This is a genomic window from Streptomyces calidiresistens (genome assembly GCF_014141525.1).
GTDB classification, from domain to species: Bacteria; Actinomycetota; Actinomycetes; order Streptomycetales; family Streptomycetaceae; genus Streptomyces; species Streptomyces calidiresistens.
Window position 1 is genome coordinate 1 of the sequence record NZ_VKHS01000425.1, and the last position, 4,746, is coordinate 4,746.

4 protein-coding genes are annotated in these 4,746 nt (G+C 74.0%); 2 read left to right on the forward strand and 2 right to left on the reverse strand.

Features of this window, described 5'->3' with window-relative positions; all coding sequences use genetic code 11:
* Positions 1-16: 16 nt before the first annotated feature.
* Complete coding sequence (locus FOE67_RS16845) at positions 17-727, reverse strand: helix-turn-helix transcriptional regulator (protein ID WP_182665141.1); 711 nt, start codon at positions 725-727, stop codon at positions 17-19.
* A 1,119-nt stretch (positions 728-1,846) separates the two neighbouring features.
* On the opposite strand from FOE67_RS16845, the gene FOE67_RS16850 reads away from it, so the two are divergent.
* Complete coding sequence (locus FOE67_RS16850; protein ID WP_182665143.1) at positions 1,847-2,236, forward strand: thiol-disulfide oxidoreductase DCC family protein; 390 nt, start codon at positions 1,847-1,849, stop codon at positions 2,234-2,236.
* A 104-nt stretch (positions 2,237-2,340) separates the two neighbouring features.
* On the opposite strand, the gene FOE67_RS16855 is transcribed toward FOE67_RS16850, so the two are convergent.
* Positions 2,341-3,357, reverse strand: a complete 1,017-nt coding sequence (locus FOE67_RS16855) for a GlxA family transcriptional regulator (protein ID WP_182665145.1) — start codon at positions 3,355-3,357, stop codon at positions 2,341-2,343.
* A gap of 71 nt (positions 3,358-3,428) precedes the next feature.
* On the opposite strand from FOE67_RS16855, the gene FOE67_RS16860 reads away from it, so the two are divergent.
* The coding region (locus FOE67_RS16860; RefSeq protein ID WP_182665146.1) for an amino acid permease at positions 3,429-4,746 on the forward strand (1,318 nt) is incomplete at its 3' end.

Sequence of the window (4,746 nt, forward strand, 5' to 3'; positions counted from 1 at the left end):
GGGAGCGGGGGCGGGGTCATATGTACCCCTCCCGCATCGCGTAGGCCACGGCATGTGCCCGGTTCCGCAGATGGAAGCGGGTGGTGAGCCCGTGCATGATGTTCTTGATGGTGCGTTCGGAGTAGGCCAGCTCGGCGGCGATCTCACCGGTGTCGAGACCGTCCGCGACCAGGCGGAGCACCTCCGTTTCACGAGCGGTCAATCCCGTGGTGGGCACACCGTCCCCACCGGACACCGAACGGTGCAGCGCGCCGACCTGGGTGATCAGTCGACCGAGCAGATCGGCCGGCAGATTGCCGTCGCCGCGCGCGGCCGCCACCACCGCCCGCGCCAACTGCTTGCCGGTCGCCTCCCGGCGCCACACGATGGCGCTGATCCCGCAGGCGACCACATCGAGGAGCTCGGCTTCGCGCAGAGCGCCGATGACGAGGACGGCCCGAACACCGTCGGCACGCGCGACGCGTCGCAGCAGGGTGAGGGCGGGGCCGTCGAGGACATCCGTGATCACGAGGACGACCGTGCCGGGACGCAGCTCGGAGTCCTCGGTGATGTCGAGCTCGCGGTACCGACCCAGGAGGCTGGCCGCCCCCTCGCGGGAGAGGGGTTCCGTGCTGTGGATCGTGACGGGGACCCGATGACCGGGGCGATCGTTCCGCTCGGGTTGGTGCGGGGCCCGGAGTGTGGGCTCGACCCCGCTTAATTCCGAGGTGGGGAGTCTGGTGGACATAGTGCGTTCCCTGTGGCGGCTCGCCGGCTGCGGCGTCTGGACATGCGTGGCTCTGTCTGTAGGACGCTTCGAACAAGCGGTTTTGTTGCAGGGCATCACACCACTATTTTCTCCCGCCCCGTGGGACTGTCCGGAGGGCGACGTCATCGAACGCACCGGACCATCGGGATTCGATAACACGGGTGTTGACGGAGCGTTACCGGTGGACAGCCGATCGGGGAACCGCACCGGCACCGGCCGGGTGTGGGGAGGAGCCACGGTACGGAGGTTGATCGGTCACCGGCGGAGCGCGCCCACCCGTCCGTGCACCGGGCCGAACACCGGGAAACACCGGCCGGGAGCGCGAAGGAGCCCTCGGCGGAGCGGAGGCGGTGTCGTCGCGGGCACGGGTCCGACCGGTGGTCCCCGGTGCGGATCCGTGTACCGCTCCGTATACCGGGGACCGGCACCGGGGGGACGGATGAGGGGCCGTTGAAAGTTGACGAATATCACGCGCCCCCGGCGACGGAACCATCACCACCGTCCGGTTCCCGTACTGCCTCCGCCGGCCCCGGCACCCTCACAGTCGTCGAACGGCGTCGCCGACTCCCGGCTCGTCCCTCCTCCCGCGCGTTCACGGATGGAGGGAGAGGAGGCTGCTATCCGAGCCACACCATGAGCAGTCCGATGGCTATGAGGACGGCCCCGACCCGGGCGAGGGTGAGGGTGGTCGATCGCTTCACGGTGAGCACCTCTCCCTCGTGACGGTCCGGACCCGACCAGGGACGTATCCCCTCGGATGGGTGTTCCGGAGCCCGCAAACACCGTTCACCTCTCCATCGCGCCCACCGACCCTCATGGCGCGGGAGGGAAGTACGCCGCGAACCCGTGGGGTTGCGGGTCCTGCGGTGTCGAACGGGCAGGGGTACCGGCCCACGTCGGGGGGTCATGGCTCGCGTGTGCCCCGGGGGCCGCCGGCGAATCCCGCTCACGGTTTTCCCGGGTGGGCGTCGTCCTCGCCGGGTTGGGAGGAGAGGGTGGGAAGGGGATCGCCCTGGCGGGTGCGCTTCCCGACACCGGGATGTCGGGTCCGGGGGCCCGAGAACTCCGGGTCTGCCGGAAAAGCGGCACACTGGGATGATGCGGACTTCACCTGTGCTGGTCTTCGATGGGGATTGCGGGTTCTGCAGTGCCTCGGCGGCGTTCGCCGAGCGGCACGTGCGGCCCCGCTGCGAGATCGTGCCGCGTCAGTTCGCGGATCTGCGGGCGCTGGGGGTGACGGCGGAGCGTGCCGAGTACGAGGTGCTGTGGGTGACGCCGTCCGGAGCCGTGTACGGGGGTGCCGACGCGGTGGCCAGGGCGTTGCTGAGCGCGGGCCGGGGGTGGGCGGTGCCGGGTACGGTGCTCACCCTGCCGCCTGTTCGGTGGGTGGCCCGCCGGCTCTACCGGTTGATCGCGGACAACCGTCACCGGATGCCGGGTGGGACGGCTGCCTGCGCGCTGCCCCGTGCCGAGCCGCCGGGGCGCTGACCCCCGGCCGCCGCCCGGGCGTGGTTCCCGGGCCGGCGGGGTGTTCGTCGGCGAGGGTGGTCGGGCAGGTCGGCGGGTGACGGAAACCCCCTTCGGGCCGTGCCTCACGGGGTGACGGCACCGGAGCCCGCCGGTTCGGCACCGGCGACGGCCCCGACGGCGGCCCGGTGGCGGAAGACCTGGCGGTAGGTCTGCGGGGAGACCCCGGCGACGCGCCCGAAGTGGTGGCGGAGGTTGGCGGCCGTCCCGAAGCCGGTGCGGCGGGCGACGCCCTCCACCGGCTCGTCGGTGGTCTCCAGCAACTCCTGCGCCAGTCGCACGCGTTGTTGCAGCACCCACTGGAGCGGGGTGGTGCCGAGCCGGTCGCGGAAGCGGCGGGCGAAGGTGCGCTCGCCGAGGTGGGCGCGGCGGGCGAGTTGCGAGACGGTCAGCGGTTCGTGGAGTCGGTCCAGCGCCCAGTGCAGCACGGGCGCCAGGTCGTCGCCGCGCGGCAGCGGGCGGGCCGGTGGGCGCACGTACTGGGCCTGGCCGCCCTCGCGGTGCGGCGGGACGACCATGCGGCGGGCCACCTCGTTGGCGACGGCCGCGCCGTGGTCCTTCCGCACCAGGTGCAGGCACAGGTCGATGGCGGAGGCGGTGCCGGCGGAGGTGAGGATGTCCCCGTCGTCGGTGTAGAGGACGTCGGGGTCGACGTGGACGTCCGGGTGGCGGTGGGCGAGGTCGGCGGCGTTCATCCAGTGCGTGGTGACCCGTCGCCCGGACAGCAGTCCCGCCTCGGCCAGGACGTAGACGCCGCTGCACACCGAGACGATGCGGGCACCCCGGGCGTGCGCGCGGCGCACGGCGTCGATCAGGCCGGCCGGGGGCGCGAGCTGCGCGGGGCGGGCGCAGGCGGTGACCAGGACGGTGTCGGCGGCGACGAGGTCGTCGAGCCCGTGCGGGGTGTCCACGCGCATCCCGGCGGAGTTGCGCAGGTCGCCGGGTTCGGCGGCGCACAGGCGCAGGTCGTACCAGGGGTCGACGATGTCGCGGCGGTCGACGCCGAAGACCTCGCAGGGGACGGCGAGTTCGAAGGTGGGGGCGCCGCTGGTGACGGCGACCGCCACGACGTGTCCGGTCATGGCGGGAATTTAGCGCACGATGGCATTTCCGACGATGGGCGGGGCGCGGGAAAGCGGCGAGGCTGAGCCGCATGACTCCACGCACTTCCCTCACGCGGTCCGGCCCCGCCCGGTCCGGCCCCACGCGGCCCGCCGGGCTGACCGCCGCGCAGGGCACCGCCATGTACGTCGGGGCGGTCCTGGGCACGGGCGTGATCGCCCTCCCGGCGCTGGCCGCCGAGGTGGCGGGGCCGGCCTCGCTGGTGGCCTGGCTCGCGCTCATCGTGATCTCCGTCCCGCTCGCCGCGACCTTCGCCGCGCTCGGCGCCCGGTACCCCGACGCGGGCGGGGTGTCCACGTACGCGCGGCTGGCGTTCGGCAAGCGCGCGGCGACGGTGGTGGGGTGGTGCTTCTTCCTGGCCGTGCCGCCGGGAGCGGCCGCGGCGGCGCTGTTCGGCGGGGCGTACGTCGCCTCGGCGTTCGGCGGCGGGCGGACGACGGTGGCGGTGACGGCGGTGGGCCTGATGGTGGCGGTGACGGCCGCCAACACCGCCGGGGTCCGGGTCTCGGGGCGGTTGCAGTTCGTGCTGGCGGGCCTGTTGGCGGCGCTGTTGCTGGTCTCCGTGGCGCTGGCGCTGCCGCACGCCCGGGCGGGGAACCTGGAGCCCTTCGCCCCGCACGGCTGGGCGGCGGTCGGGCCGGCCGCCGCGCTGTTGGTGTGGTGCATCGCTGGGTGGGAGGCGATCACGCACCTGGCCGGGGAGTTCCGGCGGCCGGAACGGGATCTGCCCCGGTCGGCGGGGGCGGCCGTGGTGGTGGTCGGAGTGCTCTACCTGTCGGTGGCGTTCGCCGTGGTCGCGGTGTTGGGCGCGGCGGCGGGCGGCTCCGAGGCGCCGTTGGCGGACCTGATGGCGCTGGGCATGGGGGACGGCGCCCGGTGGTTCGCCGCGGCGGCGGCGCTGATGCTGACGGCGGGCGCCATGAACGTCTACTACGCGGGGGCGGCGAAGCTGGGCGCGGCGCTGGGGCGGGACGGCTCGCTGCCCCGGGTGCTGGCGCGCGGCAGCGTCTCGGGGGAGGTGCCCCGGCGGGGCCTGGGCGTGGTGGCGGGCGGGGCCCTGGCGGCGCTGCTGACGGTGGTGGCGCTGGATGTCGGGGCCCGGCCGCTGGTGCTGTTGGCCACGGGGTCCCTCGTCACGGTGTACGCGATCGGGGTGGCGGCGGCGATCCGGCTGCTGCCGCGCGGGAGCCGGGGACGGGCGGCGGCGCTGGTCTCGCTGGGCGCGGTGCTGCTGCTGTTGGTGATGTCGGGTCCGTACCTGCTGTGGCCGCTGGTGGTGACCGGTGCGGCGCTGCTGTACCTGCGGCTGTCGGGCGGGAGGGCGGCCCCGACGGCGGGCGGCCCCGGGG

Coding starts and splice junctions, on each gene's coding strand:
- FOE67_RS16855 (WP_182665145.1), bottom strand. CDS start 3,357: ATGACCGGACACGTCGTGGCGGTCGCCGTCACCAGCGGCGCCCCCACC.
- FOE67_RS16850 (WP_182665143.1), top strand. CDS start 1,847: ATGCGGACTTCACCTGTGCTGGTCTTCGATGGGGATTGCGGGTTCTGC.
- FOE67_RS16845 (WP_182665141.1), bottom strand. CDS start 727: ATGTCCACCAGACTCCCCACCTCGGAATTAAGCGGGGTCGAGCCCACA.